This window comes from Cypionkella sp. PAMC25878, from assembly GCF_058135695.1.
In genome coordinates this window covers 2728888-2746535 of sequence record NZ_CM176871.1, presented here as the reverse complement: position 1 = coordinate 2746535, position 17648 = coordinate 2728888, and the positions used below count along the sequence as shown (strand labels likewise).

Below are 17648 nucleotides of genomic sequence, written 5' to 3'. Positions count from 1 at the left end.
ACGAAACCGGTGCAGGTTCAGACTGGCCGAGTGGGAGCAGTTCTACAACCTCGCCAGACCACATCGCGCTCACAATGGGAAAACGCCTTACGAGGCGCCCAGAGAAAAGCTATAAAGACATGAAATGGTGTCTCGCTAGATCGCCCACATTACACTGTCATGAGGATGTCCCCGCGGACCTGCCGTGTCCAATCAGAAATATGAATCAATGCAGAGCCACCGATTCAAGATGCTGATACCTCGCTTTCCTTGAAACCAACGGCGTCGATCCACATCCTCCAAAAATCGCTTCCGGCGCGACATCCCGGATCATCGTCTCTTACCGCCCTGCCCCGAAACCTTTTGCTGATCAGGACTGGCCCGTCAGCCTCTTTAACCCAACCCCTTTTTTCAGGGAGTTCGAGTTTTCATAGGGCATGGCCGAAACTCCAGCCGAAAACCACGTCAAAACCGTGGGCAGAGACCGTCCTTAAGCATTTGCGCGTCGAATCGATAGACGCGCGGCCGATCAGAAACCTTTGTCGCAGGCATCTTGTATTGCAATGACCCCGCCTCACCACCGGGTTTCAATGTGTGGGGTTCGAGAGCGTCAAGGAGGTCGGCGATCTGATCTCGTAACGGCTCAGGTCTGAGATAGATGTGCGCGCTGTCCCGCCAACCCAAGGTGCCGGGCCGTGTTGCGGTGGCCCGTTCGCTTTCAAGATCGATGATGCTGTCGGCGTTGCGATCAACAAATTCACGGAGGATGGATCGCGCCGCACAGTATCCATCGCGCCGCACAGTATCCATCGGCCCGTGATCCTGTTTTAAACGACGCGCCATTGCCTGGGCGGCCATATGTGCGGCACCGGCGGCCATGGCAGTAAACCGACGCGAATGGCCAACTCAGCATTTGCGACAAGGTCGCGCGGATCCTCGATCAGTCCGGCGCGCGTGCGGGCGGTGGCCATGCTCACGATCAGGTCATGTCTGAGGAAGGCAAGCGCGAGGCCTCCCAGTACCTCGGTCAGGCTGTGGGCACCTTTCACCCAAAGGCTTGCGTGAAAGACGCGGCGGATGTCCGTCTCGGGAATCCGCATCAGCGCCGCCTTCCGGCTTCGGCCGTCGCAGGGCGCGATCCGGTGGTCTCGTGTCGAAAGAACCACGCCTTTGCGATCTCCGTGGCGACACTGTACGCGCCGACGATCACCACCACGGCGATTAGTTCCAGCGTCGACAGCGGCACGAAGCCGAAAAGCGCACTGGCACCCCCAAGGAACGGAATAGAAAACGTGGCGGTCGCCACAGCCAAGGTAGACCAAAGAAGCAAGCGACTGGGTCGGCTGCGGAAGGCGGGTTTGCGGGTGCGCAGGACCAGCACCACCACCAGCTCGGTCAGGAGCGAGATCATGAACCACGAGGTCTGAAACAACGCCTCGCCCGCGTGGAAGACACAGAGCAACACGCCGAAGGTCAGCAGATCGAAGGCCGAACTGATCAAGCCGAAGACGATCATGAACCGCTGGATTTGCTTGACGTTCCAGCGCTGCGGGGCAGAAACGCGTTCAGGGTCCACGTTATCGCTTGAAATTGCCAGCGAAGGCAGGTCCGAGAGGAAGTTGTTGAGCAGGATCTGCTTGGCCGCCAGTGGCAGGAACGGCAGGAACGGTGTGGCCAGCGCCATACTGATCATGTTGCCGAAATTGGCGCTCGTGGTGATCGAGATGTATTTCAGCGTATTGGCGAAGGTGCGCCTCCCGTCCTCGACGCCCTGGCGCAGCACGTCGAGATCTCGGCTCAGCAGGATGATGTCGGCGCTCTCTCGCGCCACGTCCACGGCCTCGGCGACCGAGATGCCGACATCGGCGGCGTGAAGCGCCGGTGCGTCGTTGATGCCGTCACCCAGGTAGCCGACGGAATGGCCGGTGCGCTGGAGGGCGCGGACAATCCGCTCTTTCTGCTGCGGGTCTATCTCGACGAAAAGATCGGTGCGGGGGGCTAGGTGCCACAGCGCCTCGTCTTTCATGCCCGCCAGCTCTTCGCCGGTCAGCATCGAACTTGCATCCAGTCCGACCACTGTAGCCATATGTGCTGTAACATGGCGGTTGTCGCCGCTGATCACCTTGATGGCGATGCCGAGCCGGGCGAGGGTTTGGATGGTCTGCTTCGCTTCGGGCTTGGGTGGGTCGAGGAACACCAGAAAGCCGCGAAACACCATGTCGCGTTCGTCCTCGCGGTCGTAGTCGGGCTGCGCGGCAACACGGCGCGTGGCGAGCGCCAGCACGCGAAAACCTTGCTCGCCCTTCGCCTTGAACACCGCCTCTAGGTCTGATCGCGTGGCGGCGTCCATCTGCACCTCGGAACCGTTGCGGTCGACCGTAGTGCAGATGCCCAGCACCTCGCCAAAGGCCCCCTTGGTGACGAACATGTGTCGGCCGGGGGCATCTTCTTCCGCCACCACGATGGTCAGGCGGCGGCGCACGAAGTCATAGGGGATTTCGTCGATCTTGGTCAGACCGGCGGTGGTCAGCCCGGCAGCCACGCCGACCGCGACGATGGCGGCGTCCAGCGGGTTCTCGATGCCGGTTTCCAGTGCGGCGTTGACATAGGCAAGCTGTCGGACCGCGTCTGATGGGCGGTTCGCCGCGTCGAGCACCTCGCTTAGGACGATGGTGCCTTCAGTCAGCGTGCCGGTCTTGTCTGTGCACAGGACGGACATGCTGCCAAGATTCTCGATCGCATCCAGCCGCCGCACGATCACCCCGCGCTTGCCCATGGCGCGTGCGCCCGCCGACAGCGTGACGCTGATGATTGCGGGCAAGAGTTCCGGCGACAATCCCACTGCGAGTGCCGCGGCAAACAGCAGTGATTCGATCACTGGGCGGTCGAGAGCCACGTTCACCGTCAGCACGAACAGCACGATGACGACCATGACCCGGATCAGCAGATAGCCGAACTGACGGACTCCACGCGCGAAATCGGTCTCGGGCTGGCGCGCTCGCAACCGGGCGGCGATGGCGCCGAATTCCGTCCGCCGCCCGGTGTGCACGACTAGCACCCGTGCCGTGCCGCTGCGCACAGAAGACCCAAGAAAAACGGTGTTCGTGCGCTCGGCCAAGGGCGCATCGGCGGCGATGATCCCCGGCCGTTTCTCGACGGGAAAGGACTCGCCAGTCATGCTGGCCTCGCTGACCAGGAAGTCCTGCGCCTCGATCACGAGGCCATCTGCCGGGATCAGGTTCCCCGCCGACAAAAGGATGACATCGCCCGGCACGATCTGCGTCACAGGTAGCACCTGCTCTACACCGTCGCGCAGCACCCGGGCCGTCAGGGCGAGGCGCTTCTTCAGTTCCTCGACCGCCGTGGAGGCGCGGTATTCCTGAAAGAAACTGAGCGCAGAACTTCCAAGCACAATGGCTAGGATGATGCCTGCATCGACCCATTGCTGAAGGATGAGCGAGATGGCGGCAGCAAAGGCGAGGATCAGGACGAGCGGGCTTTCGAACTGCCGCAGCAGCAGTCGCAACGCGCTCAGGCGCGGCGCATCTTCGACACTGTTGGGGCCGACGGATACAAGCTGCGCGGCCGCCCCGTCTGACGCAAGACCGCCGGGCGCGCTGCCCAACGCCACCAGCATGGCGGTTGCGTCCTCGCTCCAGTAGTAGCTGGCATTATGCTCGGCAGTGGTCATCGGGGGCCCCACGCGTTGACTGCGAAATATGGTGGACCATCCACATCACCCTACAACCGTTCCAAACACCGCGTCGATCCAGGCCGTCAGCGCCATCGCAAGCGCGCCCCAGAAGGTCACGCGCAGGGTGGCTTTCATCACATTGGCACCACCCGCCCGCGCGCCCTCGGCACCAAGGAGGGAAAGAAAGAAGCAGAGAGGCTACCGACACGCCCACCACTAGCATGGATCGCGGCATCAGCAGGACCATCGCCAGCGGCATCGCAGCGCCTACGGCAAAGGTCGCGGCAGATGTAAGTGCCGCCAGAATGGGCCGCGCAGCATTGACCTCAGAGACCCCGAGCTCGTCACGCGCATGAGCCCCCAGCGCGTCTTTCGCCATCCACTGATACGCCAAATCAGGCGACACGCCTCGGTCAATGTAGATCCGCGCCAGCTCCTGGCGCTCGAATTCAGGCTGGGTGGCAAGTTCGGCCCGCGCGCGCGCAAGATCTGTCTGTTCGGTGTCGGATTGCGAACTGACCGAGACATACTCGCCCGCCGCTAGTACCACTGATGTTGCGGCCGAAGTGGCCGCAACGCCGACGATCAGACTGGCGGTCGAAACAATACCGTCGCTGGCCCCGAGCACCGCTGCCCGCTGCCAGCCGATGCGCGAAACCAGATGTGACTCGGGATGAATGTGTAGGCACGACATGTCATCTCTCCAGCAAGAACTTTTTCAATTCCAAGCCTGCGGCCTGCCCCTTTGATAGCCGGACGCAGGACAGACGACCGGCGGAGACACTCGAAGAACATAGTCGTCTTTTTTCGGTAAGTGAACAATTCCTGCGGACCATGATAGGCTTGGTCCGATCAGCGCTTGGGTTAATGCCGGGATGTATTGGGTGTGCCGCCATGCTACTTGCCGTCGCCTTTGGACAGCCGGCTGTGCAATGGGATCAGGGCGGTTATCGTCAGCACTGCAAAAGCCGCTCCGGCCAGAAAGGACCATTCTGCACCAAATGTATCCCACAGGACCCCCGCGATAACGCTAGCGGCCAGCTGAGCCGGGGACTGGGCATCAACCCCAAGACGGTGCCGAAGTGGCGCAAGCGCGCGACGGTCGAGGATATGAAGACCGGGCCGTCGGAGCCGCGGTCCGGGATACAGCTTGGGCAGCTTATCAAGGGTCGCAGTCATGGCAGCAAGATCAATCGTTGTCATGGCACATCACCTGTTCCAGCCAATTTCGAAACTGATAGTGACCCCGTTCCGGCGCCATACACAAACCATACAGCCTATGCGCGGCACCCATCGCAAGCGCCAAACTGTCTGGCCTCGGCGCTGCATCAATTTTGGCAGTACGTTCTAGGGACCGTGGACATTTAGCGCAGCGCAATGATTGTTGCGGCGATGCTCCACGTTGCGCGGTAGCTTGTGTCGGTTTTGTCGTACCTTGTGTTTACGCCTCTGAACTCCTTGATCTTGCTGAAGTAGTTTTCGATGAGGTGTCGCCATTTGTAGGCTTCGGCGTCGTGGGGAATGTGCAGGATGCGGTTGCGTTTGGCGGGGATGACGGCTTCTGCTTGCCTGCGGTCCAACTCGGCGCGCAGGTGGTTTGCGTCAAACGCTTTGTCGGCCATCAGGGCGTTGAAGCTCAGCCCCTCGATCAGGTCCGGCACCCCGGTAATTTCGCTGCGCTGACCCGGCAGAAGCACAAAGCGCACCAGATTGCCAAGCGCGTCTGTCAGCGCCAGAACCTTCGTCGTCAGCCCGCCTTTCGAGCGCCCAATCGCTTGATTTCGAGTCCCCCTTTTGCGCCGCTCGCCTTCTGATGCGCGCTGATGATGGTGCCATCAACGAGGACGTATTCAAAGTCAGGCTCCCCCGATATGGCGTCGAAAATACGTTGAAATACATCGGCTTGCGCCCAGCGGCGAAACCGCCGGAACACAGAGTTCCAAGCGCCAAAACCCGGCGGCAGGTCACGCCATGGACCGCCAACCCTGACCTTCCAAAGGACGGCTTCAAGAAACAGCCGATTGTCCTTCGCCGTCACCCCGCGCGTCCGCAACGAGCCCGGCAAAAGCGGCTCGAGAAGCCGCCAACTCCGGTCAGAAATGACAAAACGTTCAGCCCGCATTCATACCTCCTCAAAAGGAAGCTTGAATCACGATATCCACCCAATGGGAATCCTAAATGTCCACAGCCCCTAGGGTTTGTTGACGTTTGAGGATTCCCAAATTAGTTTCTGAGTGATTCAAGGTTGCCAAATGGGAGGCAACCTTGATCCGCACCGCTTTGACCGACGCCCAATGGGAAACCATCGCCCCGCACTGTCTTGGCCGGGAATGTGATCCCGGTCGCACGGGGCCTGATCCGCGCCTTTTTGTCGAGGCCGTTCTCTGGATCGCGCGCACCGGCTGCCCTTGGCGCGACCTGCCCGAGGATTTCGGGAAGTGGAACTCAGTCTTCAAACGGTTCCGCAGATGGGTGAAGGCCGACGCATTCTATCGTATGTTCAGGATGTTGGCCGAAGATGCCGACTTCGAATACGCCATGATAGACGGCAGTATCGTCACGGTCCACCGCCACGGTCAGGGCGCAAAAGGGGGACTCAGAGCCAGGCCATCGGACGTTCTCGCGGCGGCATAACCACCAAGATCATGGCCCTGACCGACGCACTCGGCAACATGATCAACTTCCGCTTGCTGCCCGGACAGGCGCACGATCCTTCGCAGATCGCCTCCGCAAGGCCGGAAAACCGCACAAGGTCATCATCACCGCCGTCGCCAGAAAGCTAGTCACCATCGCTAATGCGTTGTGCAAGAGCCGTCAGAAATGGGCAGCCCCGACGTCCTGACAGATACAGTTGCTAGGTGTTCAGCCCCGGCATCTGGTGGATCGGTTTTAGGATGAATCGATCCGGCTCTAATGTCCGGATTTTGCAGATGTATTCATAGGGCGTGAGGCCGTTCAGTGTCTTCAGCCTTCGCGCGAAGTCGTATGCCGCCAGGAAGTCGGCGAGGTGTGTTCGCGGAGGATTGTGGTTTTCGTAGTGGAACCGTTTCACGGTCGCGTCCTTGATCGTCCGGTTCCGTTGGCTGACAGGTGTTTGCCTTCAAACACCGAGAAGCATTCGCTCGATCTGGCCGTTCATCCAAGGGTGGTTGGGCTTGGTCAGCCGGTGCTCGATGCCGTTGGCCTGGCAGATCATGTCCAAGCGCATCGGCCGGGAGTAGATGGTGTTGTGGTTCCGGAGCTGCTCGGCGAACTGGACGCCATAGCATTTTGGGAACGAAGCGCCAAAACCGGGTCTCGGGTCTCTAGCCCGCGCGGCGCTGGCGCCGCTGACAGTCACAAGCATCGCGCTCTATAATCCGCAAGGCGGCTATGCCAGTTATGTGGTGCCCGCCGCGTTTGTGCTGATCTTGCAGCAGACGCTGCTGATGGGGATGGGCTTGCTGCACCCGGGGCGCAGGTTGCCTTCGGGGCGGCATCTTGCGGCGACAGTGCTGGTATATCTTGCGCTGTATCTTTTGTGGGTGGGCTTTACCCAGATCTTGCTCCCCTATCTTTATGGCATTCCGCGCATGGGCGATCTGGCCACCCTGCTGCTGATCGCGGTGCCGTTTATCTGTGCCTGCATCGCGATGGGTTTTGCCCTTGCGGCGGCGATACCTTGGCGCGAGGGAGTGGTGTTCTTCCTAGTGGTCATGGGGATGCCGCTGTTTTTCCTCTCCGGCATTTCCTGGCCTGTCGAGATGATCCTCGCACCGCTGCACAAGCAGTCACTGCTTGTGCCTTCGTCCTCGGCCATATCTGCTTTTGTCGCGGTGGATCAGATGGGGCCACCCGCGTGATGTGGCGGCGGCGATCAAGACGCAGATCGCGCTGGCAATCGGCTATTCGGCGCTGGCCTTTGCGCTGTCATCGCTCTCGGCGGCCAAGCGGCGCAAACAGGCGCTCACGCCGCAGGCTTTCAAACCTGTGGCGTGAGGTTGACGATGCTCTCGCCTGGGCTGACTGAAACTGCCGTCGTGAATGCTCACATTAAACCGCATCGTGCGGCTAAACAGTTTGACCAGAGTGCCCGTATCCTGTTGGAAAAGCTCGTCACTTTCGTGGTCTCAAAGTGGGTGGATAGCCGCTACTTGCTTGCGTGAGTCAAATCGACGCCATGCTGTGCGTCGGTGCCGGGTTAGGGCAGAGTATAGGCCATGATGTAATCGCCGGGCTTGGTGCCGACCGATCCATGTCCACCCGCTACGATCACTACATATTGCTTGTCATCCACAGCGTAAGTCATCGGCGTGGATTGACCGCCAGCGGGCAGACGGGTCTCCCACAACTGCGCGCCTGTCGTTACATCATAGGCGCGAAAGTAGTCATCGACCGCTGCCCCAAGGAAAGCCAGACCCGAACGTGTGGTCATCGGCCCGCCAATGCCGGGAACCCCCAGCTTGATCTTCAGCGGCAGAGGAGACATGTCGCGCACGGTGCCATTCTTGTGCTTCCACACCAAATTTTCGCCCCGCAGATCGGCCCCAGCCACAAAGCCCCATGGCGGAGCTGTGCAAGGCACGCCAAGTGCTGACAGGAACGGCCCCATCACGACGCCGTAAGCCGCGCCATCATTGCGGTTCAGGCCCTGTTCGCTGGCCTTTTCATCGCCCTTGGGTGGAATCTCTGAAGCGGGCACCAGACGCGAGGTGAACGGCAGATAGGTCGGCATGCCGAACATCACCTGACGTTCTGGGTCCACCGCGACCGATCCCCAGTTAAAGGTACCGAAATTGCCGGGATAGACGATCGAGCCTTTCAGCGTCGGCGGGGTGTATTGACCCTCATAATCTAGTGAGCGGAATTTGATCCGGCAGGACAGTTGATCAAACATCGTGACGCCCCACATGTTTGCTTCAACAAGCGTCTTGGGTCGGAGAGTGAGCTTGCTGATAGGCTGGGTGGGCGAGGTCCAATCTTCGGGGATCGCTCCGCCCGGCGCGGGCAGTTCTTCGCGCGGTGACAAAGGCTCGCCCGTGCGACGATCCAGCACCCAGATGTCACCTTGTTTGGTGGGGCCAACAAGGGCGGGGATCACTGCGCCATCGCGGGTCAGGTCGATCAGCACCGGCTGGGCTGGCACGTCCATATCCCACAGGTCGTGGTGCACGGTCTGGCGCACCCAACGCAATTTGCCGGTGGCGATATCCAGCGCCACGATAGAGGACGAGAATTTCTCCACTTCTGGCGTGCGGTCATAACCCAACTGATCAGGCACCCGGTTGCCCATCGGTAAATAGACCAGCCCCAAGGACTCGTCATAGCTGAACACCGACCAGCTGTTGGGCGAGTTGGTAGTGTAACGCGCACCTGCCGTTACATCAATCGGGGTGGTCACGTCCGGATTTCCGCTGTCCCAGTTCCACAAAAGCTTGCCGGAATCGATATCAAAGGCGCGGATGACGCCCGAAGGCTCTTTGGTGGAGAAGTTGTCGTTTACAGCGCCGCCGACAATGATCTTGCCTGCTGTGGCAACCGGCGGCGAGGTGGAATAATAGTAACCCGCCGGATTATACTCCATCCCCTGTTCCAGATGCAGGGTGCCTTGATCGCCGAAAAAGCTGCATGGCTTGCCGGTGTCGGCGTTCAGCGCGATCAAACGCGCGTCAGCAGTCGGCAGATAGACCCGGCGCGGACATTCCGCCAGCGCTCTGGTGTGTAGGGCGGTTTCCTCTGGTGTCGCAGTGGCTGCCACAGTGGCGGGGGCCTCCCACCACGTCACGCCCCGACAGGTCTGGTGCTGACGATCCGGATTCATGCCGGAATTCGCGTCAAACCGCCAGTTCTCTTGGCCAGTCTTAGCATTCAGCGAGATTGCAATGTTGTGCGGAGTGCAGACGTAAAGGTTGTCGCCGATCTTGATCGGAGTCACCTGATAGGTGGTCTCACCAATGTCCTCCGGGCGCTTCACGTCACCGGTCTGATATTGCCATGCGAGCACAAGGTCTTTCACATTCGCCGGTGTGATTTGATCTAGCGGCGACCAGCGTTGGCCAAAGCTGGTACGGCCATACTGGTGCCATTCGCCATCGCCTGCCTCATTACCGGTGTTTACCGCTGTGTGCATCGGTTGGGCCACGTCCTTGGTCAACTCGCCTTGGATCGCAGAGGGGGCCTGAAACATCGCATAACCCGCTACGGCAACAGATGCGACGACGACACCGCCCAAGGCCTTAGGAAAGCGTGCGGGCATCGTGGGGGGCATGTCAGTTTTCAGGTTCTTCCAAGCGGAAGGCACCAACAGCAGCAAGCCAAGCAACACTGGAACGCCGCCGCGCGGGGCAAGCTGCCACCAATCAAAGCCAATTTCCCAGACGGCCCAGACCAGCGTGCCGCACAGTGTCAGCGCATAAACCGCCAAAGCCGCATGGCGCTTGCGGATCAGCAATACGCCCGTGGCCAAGAAGCCAATCCCCGCCAAGACGTAGTAAGGGCTGCCACCCAAGGTCAGCAACCATCCGCCGCCCAACACCAGAATGATGCCAAATGCTGCAAAGATGATGGCCAAGACCACGTTATAGATGTTTCGCAAAATGTTCTCCTAGCATGGAAACACCCGATCACTACGCAAGGCAAGCTAAACCGCAGCGACGGAGATCCGTCTGAATGATACCGTTGCTCCGCATGGTTTTTCACGCGGGCTGCAGACTTGGGGCACTCAGGGTTTTCGCGTCGCCCAACGCAGCAAGCGTCGCACAGCTGGGCGGTGGCCGAAAGCCGTAAATGGCCGGGGTGGGCGGCATCTGTAGGGCGAGATGATGCCCGGTCTTTCGTGCGAAGTGCAGAGCATCGTGTTCTGCCCTTCCGCCTGCCGCTACGCCTCGCACTCTGCAAGAGCGGTGGTGGCGCGTTGACGCCCAAGCCAAACCAGCGCCAGCCCGGCAACCGGTATCATACCGCTGGCTGCAGGAACCGCCGCATAGCCAAGGTTCAGGCCGATCACCGCGCCACCCAAGGCAGCCCCCACGGCATTGCCCAGATTGAAGGCGCCGACGTTGATTGATGAGGCCAGACCCGGCGCCTCATGCGCCGCCGGCATCACCCGCATCTGCACGGGCCGCACCAAGGCGAAGGCAGCAGCCCCCCACAACGCCATGGTGATCGCAGCCGCAACCTGAGTGGCAATCAAGAACGGCATCGCCAGCATAATCACCGCAAGCGCCGCCATGAAGATTACGGTGGCTCCATTTAGCGACCAATCGGCCATGCGCCCGCCCAGTCAGTTGCCTACATCAAAGCCAAGACCGATCAGCACCAGCACCAGCGTGGTGAAGCCATCCGACGCACCACTTTCACTTTGCAGGATTGGGGCGACATAAGTGTATAGCGTGGACATCGCCGACGCCCGTCATTGTGGTGAGCATATCAATGTGCTGTATTTTGGCGGAGATCACATCCCACATCGGGATCGGGATTTCCTTGACTTAGTGGCATCGCGACTGTGGGCGTTTCTCGCAGCACCTAGCAACTGTATCTGTCAGGACGTCGGGGCTGCCCATTTCTGACGGCTCTTGCACAACGCATTAGCGATGGTGACTAGCTTTCTGGCGAGGGCGGTGATGATGACCTTGTGCGGTTTTCCGGCCTTGCGGAGGCGATCTGCGAAGGATCTCAGGCTTGGGTTATGATGTGCCGCGACCAAGGCTGCTTGGAACATCACATGCCGCAGGGCGCGGCGACCACCGGCGATGGCCCGTTTCCCGCGAAGTGTTCCGCTGTCATGCGCGACCGGAGCCAATCCGGTGAGTGCGGCAGCTTCTTCGCCGGTGATGGTGCCGATCTCAGGCATTTCGGCGATCAGCATTGAGCTGGCAACCGGGCCTATCCCCGGGATGGAGCGGAGAACGGTGGCCATTTCCGACAGGTGATCATCGCTTGCGATGGCCCGGGTGATCCTGTCTTCCAGTTCCTTGATCAGGATATCGAAACGTTGCTTCAACTCAGTGTCGATGTCCTCGAACATTGCGGCGGTGCCGAGTTTCTGAAGCGCGCGGAATTGGGCCAGCAGCCGTTTGCGCATCTCAACCAGCTGGGCTCGTTTTGACGTCAAAGCTCTAAGAAGGCGCAGCTTTTCGGCGGGACGACGGCGGCCTGCTTCGGGCCGGAAAGCGAAAAAGCGGGCGATGAGTTCCGCATCTATCCGGTCGGTCTTGGCGCGCGTGCCGCGGCTTTGCGCAAACGCTTTCACCTGAGCGGGGGCACCCTGGCGGGCTGCAACGCCTTCTACCTCCAGAAGCGCCCAGAGCTGCCATTCTTGACCGCCAGTCGACTCAAAACAGACGACGGCATCTCTGTCCCGGGCAAGATCCGCCACAACAGCATGACCTGCCGGAGCGTTTGGCACTCTGCAGCGATGCCCGTCGGGCAGGCAATGAAGGTCCAGCCAGTCGCGGCTAACATCTATGCCGATGATGCGGCCATGTGATAGATTATCCATGCTCTCTTCCTTCTGGTGCGCGGTCCTGCAGAGGCCGCAATCAACTGTTCGAGACGATGAAGAGAGGCGGTGCCGACAGGCTAGAAAACGTGGTCTTGCCACAAGGGTCAGACGTCGCGCACCACCCCGCCATCGGCCCTGGCCGGGACCGGTGACGGGGCCAGTTTAGCAGAACGCAGATACAGAAGGGTCAAAACCAACAACTTAAGGTTGCTTTTTCGCCTACATATAAGGTTGCTTTTTCGCCTACATATAGAGTCAACATCCGCTTAGCGTGTAAAAAAAAGCGCGCACCAAGACCTGTTTTATGCTATTCTGGAAGGGCGCAGCTCGGCTGCTGGGGTGGATGACGCTTGCCGTCGTCGGTGGACGTAGGGTGCTGGCACCTTGCCACCCGCGTTGCATTGTTTTGGACTCCGCAGCGAATCAAAAACCTTCAATAAGTATTTTGGAGTAAAAATAATGCCAGTTATTCCTGGATCTGACGGGCCGGACACTCTCTACGGCGGTGCAGACAACGATACCCTCTACGGTTATGGCGACAACGATTACCTTGGCGGCGATGCAGGCAACGATACGATCTACGGCGGCAATGGAAATGACACGCTGTCTGGCGATGCCGACAACGATAGCCTCTACGGCGGCGACGGTGACGATACGGGCTATGGCGGCGCCGAGAATGATATGCTGTCTGGCGGCATTGGCAATGATAGCCTTTACGGCGGCGTCGGCGACGATACAATCTATGGCTGGACTGGCAACGACACGCTGTATGGCGGCGCCGGCAACGATAGCCTCTACGGCGGTGCCGACAACGATACGATCCTTGGATGGACCGGCAATGACACGCTGTCTGGCGGCACCGGCAACGATAATCTCAACGGCGACGCCGACAACGATACTATCTATGGCGGCGAGGGCAGCGATACGGCTTACGGCGGCACCGGCGACGATACGGTCTATGGCGGCGCTGGCAATGACCTGCTCTTGGGCTGGATCGGCAATGACTCGCTGTCTGGCGGCGTCGGCAACGATAGTGTCCACGGCGGCTACGGCAATGACACGATCTATGGCGATGTCGGCAACGATAACATCTACGGCGGAGCCGGCAACGATACGGCCTATGGCGGCGACGGCAAGGACACGCTGCTTGGCGGAGTCGGCAACGATAGCCTCTACGGCGGCGCCGACAACGATAAGGTCTATGGCTGGACCGGCAATGACACACTGTCTGGCAGCACCGGCAACGATAGCCTCTACGGCGGCCTGGGCAACGATACGATCTATGGCGGCGACGGCAGCGATACGGCCTACGGCGGTGCCGGTGCCGATACGGTCTACGGCGGCACCGGCAACGATTTGCTTGACGGCTGGACCGGCAATGACTCGCTGTCTGGCGGCACCGGCAACGATAGACTCTACGGCGGCCTAGGCGATGACACGCTGTCTGGCGGCGCAGACAACGATAACCTCTTTGGCGGCGGCGGCAACGATGTTGTCTATGGCGGCGACGGCAGCGATACGGCCTACGGTGGCTTCGGCACCGATACCCTCTACGGCGGCGACGGCAACGATAGCCTCTCCGGCGGCGCTGGCAGCGACACGCTGTCGGGCGGTGCCGGCACAGACGTGCTGACCGGCGGTGCGGGGGCGGATGTGTTCGTGTTCAACGCGGCGATCGGGGTGGCGAACAGCGATCAGATCACCGGCTATGTCTCGGCAGATGATCTGATCCAACTGGAAGACGCGGTGTTTACAGCGCTGACACCAGGCGCGCTGGCGGCGGAGAATTTTGCCGCCAACCTCACGGGACTTGCAGAACGGGCCACCGACCACATCATCTATGAAACCGACACCGGCAATCTCTTCTATGACGCGGACGGGGTCGGCGGTGCCGCCGGTGAGGTGTTTGCCAACGTCGGCGCCAATCGGGCTGGCTTCGGTGTGGATGAGTTCCTGATCATTTGATCCAGATCGCGGCATCCCGCCGCGCGCTGCGGCCGACGCTGAAAAATGGGGCGGGCAGTCGCGCTGACCCCATTTTTTGGGCTGCCCCACAACCCCGGGCGCCGCGCGGCCATCAACCAGAGAGATCTTACTGTCTCCGGGATCGTGCCTCTGATCGGCGCTTGGCTACCCTCTTTCGGTGACGCTCCTGCAGGTGGCCGACAACGCCGATCTGTCAATCTTGGGCGATATCGTGCGCAACGGCCTGATTCCAAAACGAGTTCGTATGTCACAAGCCCTGCAACGGACGCTTCGGGAAAAGGCCGTGCATTGCCTTTCGCTGTTCCGGAGTGAAAGCAACGATACGTCACCGAAAGCCGCAATTGCTTGGACCGAAGATGCTCTGGCCCCGCACCCTGCCCTCATCATGCTCTTGTCAGACCCAATGTTTGTGCCAAGACACTTGTGCGAGGTCCTGCCGGAACCAATCCGCGTGCCCTCGCTGTCACGGGAAGTGATCGTGTTTGCCCTGACGAAAAGCCATTCGTAAGCGGTGCTCCTGACCTGCCACTGATATTTCATCCAGCCACGACCGGAGCCCACTGGTCCTTTACGCCTGTCGGCGCGGTTTGAGCAATCGCCCGGCGCGCGGAACTTTCATCGCGTGCAGCGGGTCGGGCGATTGCGGTGCTCAGGTGCAGGGCGAAGCCTGCTGGTGTCTGGTAGCCGAGGGCGGAGTGGGGCCGCGCGGTATTGTAGTCGGTGATCCAGGCCGCAATCAGATCTCGGGCATGGACGAGGTTGCGAAACAGCGTCTCGTTCAGAAACTCGTCCCGCATTCTGCCGTTGAAGCCTTCGACAAAGCCATTCTGCATTGGCTTTCCCGGTGCGATGTAGTGCCATTCTACCTTCTGCTCCGCGCACCACTTCAGGATCGCGTTTGAAGTCAGTTCCGTCCCATTATCGCTGACGATCAACCCTGGGCGACCGCGTCTTTCGATCAGTGTCGCCAGTTCTCGCGCAACGCGGCGGCCTGAAATCGAGGTATCCGGGACCGCTGCGAGGCATTCCCGCGTAACGTCATCCACCACATTCAAAATGCGGAAACGCCGTCCGCAGGCGAACTGATCGTGCACGAAGTCCAGCGATCCCGTTGCCCGGCAACGGTTTGCCCGCAAACCGTGAGAGGGAGCGGGCGTTTGCGCGGGCTTCAATCAGAATCGGCGCGCGTGTGCCAATGGCTTTGCGCCGCGCTTTGCGTTTACGGACGGTTAACCCCTCTTCGCTGTAGAGCCGGTAAATGCGGTTGATGCCCGAAGGTTCGCCTTCGCGCCTGAGCAAGATGAACAGACGTCGATACCCGAACCGACGCCGTTCATTGGCCAGATCCCGCAACCGGCCCCGCAACGCCGTATCCGGTGCACGCTGCGATTGATAGCGGACAATCTTCCGGTCCGCCCCAGCTATCTGACACGCCCGCCGTTCCGACAGCCCGAAAAGGCCCTTCAGATGCGCGACAGCCTCGCGCTTCACCACGGGCGTCACCATTTTTTTGACAGCAGATCTTTCATCGCCGCCATGTCCAGCATCTGCTCGGCCAGCAGCCGCTTCAGCTTCGCGTTCTCGTCCTCAAGCGCCTTCAGCCGCGTCGCCATTGTCGCTCGGACCAATGGCGCAACAATGGCGACCCTCCGACACCGTCATGCCAGAATACTTCGCCTTCCAAGCATAAAAAGTGCCTTCCGACATGCCATGCTTGCGGCACAGATCAGCACACTTTGCGCCTGCCTCGTGCTCATGCAGAATCCCAATGATCTGCTCTTCCGTTCGTATCGTTCGCTTCATCGTCCGTCCCTTCCCTGGGTCGAACTCTAGTCGCAAATGGAGGAAAAATCCCGTGGCAGGTCAATCAGATCACAACCCTGAAGGAGCAGACGAATGCGAAAGAGCCGTTTCACCGAGACCAGATTTGGGATGATCAAAGAGCAGGAAGCCGGGCTGACTGTGGCAGAGGTCTGCCGCAAGCACGGCATCAGCCCCGCGAGTTTTTACAAGCTGAAGGCCAAATATGGCGGGACGGACGTGTCTGATGGCCGACGCCTTAAGCAGCTTGAGGACGAGAACGCAAAGCTCAAGCGGCTTGTGGCGGACACGATGCTGGACGTTGTCGTGCTGCAAGACCTGCTGGGAAAGCGCTGGCGACACCTGCCCAGCGGCGCGAAGCTGCGATCAAGGCGCTGCGGGACCACAAAATCTCGCAGCGTCGGGTCTGCGACCTGGTTGGTGTCGATCCCAAGGCCGTGCGGCGCGCCCGCCCGCCTGATCATGCGGAGATCCGTTTGGAAATGAACAAGATCGCCGAGAAGCGGCGTCGGTTTGGCTATCCGTTGGCCGGTAGGCGATTGCCTGCAATCGCCGTAAGGCGGCGCATTGGTGTCATGCTGGAACGTGTGGGCATGGTGACGAACGAAAAGAAGCTTTACCGGATTTGCATCGTGCAGTTCTGCGCCGCGGTGTCGATCTGGCTTCCGTTACCAGCCCGGGCCATCCTGATCTTCCTCGGTGCCGGGGTACCGCGCCTGCGCAGGGCATTCATCAGTTGTATCCGCTTTGGCGCTCCCGGTGGGATCAGGAGTAATCACTGCGGGTTTGACCGCGAGGCAAAATGCAGCGACCATCGGATCTTGCACACCCAGTTCGGCAACATCGTCATTGCTATCAAAAACGACCAGACTCCGGTCACCGATGAACACCGCGATGGCCGCTTCAGGCAGTCCTCGAGCCTTGCTTCCTTGATGAAACCGCGCGCAATCGCGGCGATGCGGATCAGGCGCTGTCCGAGCGGCGCAGGACGCGGCCCCCCAGCTGCTGGGCCATCTGTACCGTTATCCCGCTCTGGTGGCGGATTTCGCTTAGCATCATCGCCGCCGTGCTATCCTCTACTTCTTCTAGGCTGGAGATCTGGTCGATCAAGATCTGCAGCAGTCCCTGCGGGGTTTCCCCGACCGGCCCCTGCTGGCTCTCCGCTTCCACCACAGCCAAGAGCTTCTTGAGACCACGGGCAATCTCGTTCGTGTTTCGTGACAGGGACCGTTGACCTTTTGTTCGGCGGTGAACCCGCCCGGCTGAAGCCGCAGCAGACGCGCGAAGCGCTCAAAGGTTTCGGGCCAGCAGGAAAATGCGCGGTTGATCGCTTGGATCAAAGGCCGCAATTCCGGCAACCTACCCTTTCGCATGGTTGACCGGATCTGTGTCGCAACGCCGTGCCGCGCGTCAAACAGGCGTGGTTCATTTATGTTGAATGCGACGCCCGCCGCTGTTGCAAGGCATCCGTCTCTGCCTTCGACCGTTGAAGGTTGATCGACCGCCCGGCAAGATTGCCTACGCATTGGATCAGATCACCAAGGTATGCTTCGACCCGGCCAGGCTGTCGAATATCTCTTCGTTGAGGCCCTCGTCCCGCAAGCTGCCGTTGAAGCTCTCGACGTAGCCTTTTTGCTTGGGCTTGCGGGATCAATGTAACGAAACTCGACTTTGTTGTCGTTCGGC

At 60.2% G+C, this 17648-nt stretch carries 13 protein-coding genes and 7 pseudogenes; 6 read left to right on the top strand and 14 right to left on the bottom strand.

The window, feature by feature from the left end; translation table 11 throughout:
• Positions 1–444 precede the first annotated feature (444 nt).
• From ACS5RD_RS13280 to ACS5RD_RS13255, 6 genes and pseudogenes are all read right to left on the bottom strand, one after another.
• Positions 445–837: a hypothetical protein gene (locus ACS5RD_RS13280; RefSeq protein ID WP_489927820.1), complete on the bottom strand. Its 393-nt coding sequence runs from the start codon at positions 835–837 to the stop codon at positions 445–447.
• Positions 807–1079 carry a hypothetical protein gene (locus ACS5RD_RS13275; RefSeq protein ID WP_489927819.1) on the bottom strand — a complete coding sequence of 91 codons (273 nt, stop codon included), beginning with the start codon at positions 1077–1079 and terminating at the stop codon, positions 807–809. The genes ACS5RD_RS13280 and ACS5RD_RS13275 overlap by 31 nt, the downstream gene beginning before the upstream one ends.
• Positions 1079–3670, bottom strand: coding sequence for a magnesium-translocating P-type ATPase (mgtA, locus tag ACS5RD_RS13270; protein ID WP_489927818.1), 2592 nt, complete (start codon positions 3668–3670; stop codon positions 1079–1081). Before mgtA ends, ACS5RD_RS13275 begins: the two co-directional genes overlap by 1 nt.
• Positions 3651–4367: a VIT1/CCC1 transporter family protein gene (locus ACS5RD_RS13265; protein ID WP_489927817.1), complete on the bottom strand. Its 717-nt coding sequence runs from the start codon at positions 4365–4367 to the stop codon at positions 3651–3653. The genes mgtA and ACS5RD_RS13265 overlap by 20 nt, the downstream gene beginning before the upstream one ends.
• Before the next feature lie 203 nt (positions 4368–4570).
• Complete coding sequence (locus ACS5RD_RS13260) at positions 4571–4876, bottom strand: hypothetical protein (protein WP_489931442.1); 306 nt, start codon at positions 4874–4876, stop codon at positions 4571–4573.
• A 161-nt stretch (positions 4877–5037) separates the two neighbouring features.
• Positions 5038–5795: pseudogene (locus ACS5RD_RS13255) on the bottom strand (IS5 family transposase).
• A gap of 143 nt (positions 5796–5938) precedes the next feature.
• Here ACS5RD_RS13255 and ACS5RD_RS13250 point away from each other — a divergent pair.
• Positions 5939–6384: pseudogene (locus ACS5RD_RS13250) on the top strand (IS5 family transposase); the annotation flags it as partial.
• A gap of 143 nt (positions 6385–6527) precedes the next feature.
• Here ACS5RD_RS13250 and ACS5RD_RS13245 read toward each other — a convergent pair.
• A pseudogene (locus ACS5RD_RS13245) lies at positions 6528–6872 on the bottom strand (hypothetical protein); the annotation flags it as partial.
• A gap of 118 nt (positions 6873–6990) precedes the next feature.
• On the opposite strand from ACS5RD_RS13245, the pseudogene ACS5RD_RS13240 reads away from it, so the two are divergent.
• A pseudogene (locus tag ACS5RD_RS13240) lies at positions 6991–7515 on the top strand (ABC transporter permease); the annotation flags it as partial.
• Position 7516: 1 nt separating this feature from the next.
• Positions 7517–7651, top strand: coding sequence for a hypothetical protein (locus tag ACS5RD_RS13235; protein ID WP_268871796.1), 135 nt, complete (start codon positions 7517–7519; stop codon positions 7649–7651).
• Positions 7652–7853: 202 nt separating this feature from the next.
• On the opposite strand, the gene ACS5RD_RS13230 is transcribed toward ACS5RD_RS13235, so the two are convergent.
• The 3 genes from ACS5RD_RS13230 to ACS5RD_RS13220 form a co-directional block, all read right to left on the bottom strand.
• On the bottom strand, positions 7854–10247 hold the full coding sequence (locus ACS5RD_RS13230) for a glucose/quinate/shikimate family membrane-bound PQQ-dependent dehydrogenase (protein ID WP_489927816.1): 2394 nt from the start codon (positions 10245–10247) through the stop codon (positions 7854–7856).
• A 282-nt stretch (positions 10248–10529) separates the two neighbouring features.
• A complete protein-coding gene (locus ACS5RD_RS13225; RefSeq protein ID WP_489927815.1) occupies positions 10530–10922 on the bottom strand; it encodes a hypothetical protein in 393 nt (130 codons plus the stop codon).
• Between the two features lie 270 nt (positions 10923–11192).
• Entirely contained in the window at positions 11193–12152 is a 960-nt protein-coding gene (locus ACS5RD_RS13220; RefSeq protein WP_489927814.1) for an IS110 family RNA-guided transposase, read from the bottom strand.
• A gap of 462 nt (positions 12153–12614) precedes the next feature.
• On the opposite strand from ACS5RD_RS13220, the gene ACS5RD_RS13215 reads away from it, so the two are divergent.
• Both ACS5RD_RS13215 and ACS5RD_RS13210 read left to right on the top strand, forming a co-directional pair.
• On the top strand, positions 12615–14120 hold the full coding sequence (locus tag ACS5RD_RS13215; protein ID WP_489927813.1) for a calcium-binding protein: 1506 nt from the start codon (positions 12615–12617) through the stop codon (positions 14118–14120).
• Positions 14121–14298: 178 nt separating this feature from the next.
• The gene (locus ACS5RD_RS13210; protein ID WP_489927812.1) at positions 14299–14649 is read left to right on the top strand and encodes a hypothetical protein; all 351 of its coding nucleotides are present in this window, start codon (positions 14299–14301) and stop codon (positions 14647–14649) included.
• 28 nt (positions 14650–14677) lie between these two features.
• Here the strand turns inward: ACS5RD_RS13210 and ACS5RD_RS13205 are convergent.
• Positions 14678–15944 (bottom strand): annotated as a pseudogene (locus ACS5RD_RS13205) (IS3 family transposase).
• A gap of 93 nt (positions 15945–16037) precedes the next feature.
• On the opposite strand from ACS5RD_RS13205, the pseudogene ACS5RD_RS13200 reads away from it, so the two are divergent.
• Positions 16038–16588: pseudogene (locus ACS5RD_RS13200) on the top strand (transposase); the annotation flags it as partial.
• A 42-nt stretch (positions 16589–16630) separates the two neighbouring features.
• Here ACS5RD_RS13200 and ACS5RD_RS13195 read toward each other — a convergent pair.
• The 3 genes and pseudogenes from ACS5RD_RS13195 to ACS5RD_RS13185 form a co-directional block, all read right to left on the bottom strand.
• Positions 16631–16852 carry a hypothetical protein gene (locus tag ACS5RD_RS13195; RefSeq protein WP_489931441.1) on the bottom strand — a complete coding sequence of 74 codons (222 nt, stop codon included), beginning with the start codon at positions 16850–16852 and terminating at the stop codon, positions 16631–16633.
• Between the two features lie 73 nt (positions 16853–16925).
• The gene (locus ACS5RD_RS13190) at positions 16926–17141 is read right to left on the bottom strand and encodes a hypothetical protein (protein ID WP_489931440.1); all 216 of its coding nucleotides are present in this window, start codon (positions 17139–17141) and stop codon (positions 16926–16928) included.
• Between the two features lie 354 nt (positions 17142–17495).
• A pseudogene (locus ACS5RD_RS13185) lies at positions 17496–17644 on the bottom strand (integrase core domain-containing protein); the annotation flags it as partial.
• Between the last annotated feature and the right edge of the window lie 4 nt (positions 17645–17648).

Bases quoted from the DNA above. Each gene is read 5' to 3' on its own strand.
- ACS5RD_RS13280 (WP_489927820.1), bottom strand. From the start codon at position 837: ATGGCCGCCCAGGCAATGGCGCGTCGTTTAAAACAGGATCACGGGCCG.
- ACS5RD_RS13275 (WP_489927819.1), bottom strand. From the start codon at position 1,079: ATGCGGATTCCCGAGACGGACATCCGCCGCGTCTTTCACGCAAGCCTT.
- mgtA (WP_489927818.1), bottom strand. From the start codon at position 3,670: ATGACCACTGCCGAGCATAATGCCAGCTACTACTGGAGCGAGGACGCA.
- ACS5RD_RS13265 (WP_489927817.1), bottom strand. From the start codon at position 4,367: ATGTCGTGCCTACACATTCATCCCGAGTCACATCTGGTTTCGCGCATC.
- ACS5RD_RS13260 (WP_489931442.1), bottom strand. From the start codon at position 4,876: ATGACAACGATTGATCTTGCTGCCATGACTGCGACCCTTGATAAGCTG.
- ACS5RD_RS13225 (WP_489927815.1), bottom strand. From the start codon at position 10,922: ATGGCCGATTGGTCGCTAAATGGAGCCACCGTAATCTTCATGGCGGCG.
- ACS5RD_RS13220 (WP_489927814.1), bottom strand. From the start codon at position 12,152: ATGGATAATCTATCACATGGCCGCATCATCGGCATAGATGTTAGCCGC.
- ACS5RD_RS13215 (WP_489927813.1), top strand. From the start codon at position 12,615: ATGCCAGTTATTCCTGGATCTGACGGGCCGGACACTCTCTACGGCGGT.